This window comes from Geminicoccus flavidas, from assembly GCF_009806515.1.
GTDB classification, from domain to species: domain Bacteria; phylum Pseudomonadota; class Alphaproteobacteria; order Geminicoccales; family Geminicoccaceae; genus Geminicoccus; species Geminicoccus flavidus.
On record NZ_WUJP01001138.1, the window covers coordinates 1 to 643 of the forward strand.

Here is a 643-nt window from a genome sequence, read left to right on the forward strand (position 1 = left end):
CCTGCGCGACCTTCCCGACCCAGACCATCTGCCGGCCCTGGACATGGCCTGTGCCTGCCCGCGCCCGGGCACCGGCCTTGCCGGCGACGGGCACCCGCCGCGCATCCTGCTGCTCTACGGCTCGCTGCGCCCGCGCTCCTTCTCGCGCCTCGCGGTCGAGGAGGCTGCGCGGCTCCTGCGCTTCTTCGGCGCGGAGACCCGGATCTTCGACCCGTCCGACCTGCCCTTTCCCGATCAGGTGCAGGGCGAGGTTCACCCGGCCGTGCAGGAGCTGCGCGAGCACGCGATCTGGTCCGAAGGGCAGATCTGGTGCAGCCCGGAGCGCCATGGCCAGATCACCGGGCTGATGAAGGCCCAGATCGACCACCTGCCGCTGGCCATCGGGGGGATACGCCCGACCCAGGGACGCACGCTCGCGGTCATGCAGGTCTCGGGCGGCTCGCAGAGCTTCAATGCGGTCAACACGCTGCGCCTGCTCGGGCGCTGGATGCGGATGTTCACCATCCCCAATCAATCTAGCGTCGCCAAGGCCTACCAGGAGTTCGACGAGCAGGGGCGGATGCGGCCGTCGCCCTACTATGACCGCATCGTCGACGTGATGGAGGAACTGGTGCGCTTCACCCTGCTCACCCGTGGCCATGTC

Annotated in this window: 1 protein-coding gene; it reads left to right on the forward strand. The window is 69.4% G+C overall.

Translation table 11 applies throughout. The features are described from left to right. Position 1: 1 nt before the first annotated feature. Positions 2-643 (forward strand): arsenical resistance protein ArsH (gene arsH, locus EQG76_RS31465; RefSeq protein ID WP_321573542.1); only part of this gene is annotated, 642 nt, incomplete at its 3' end.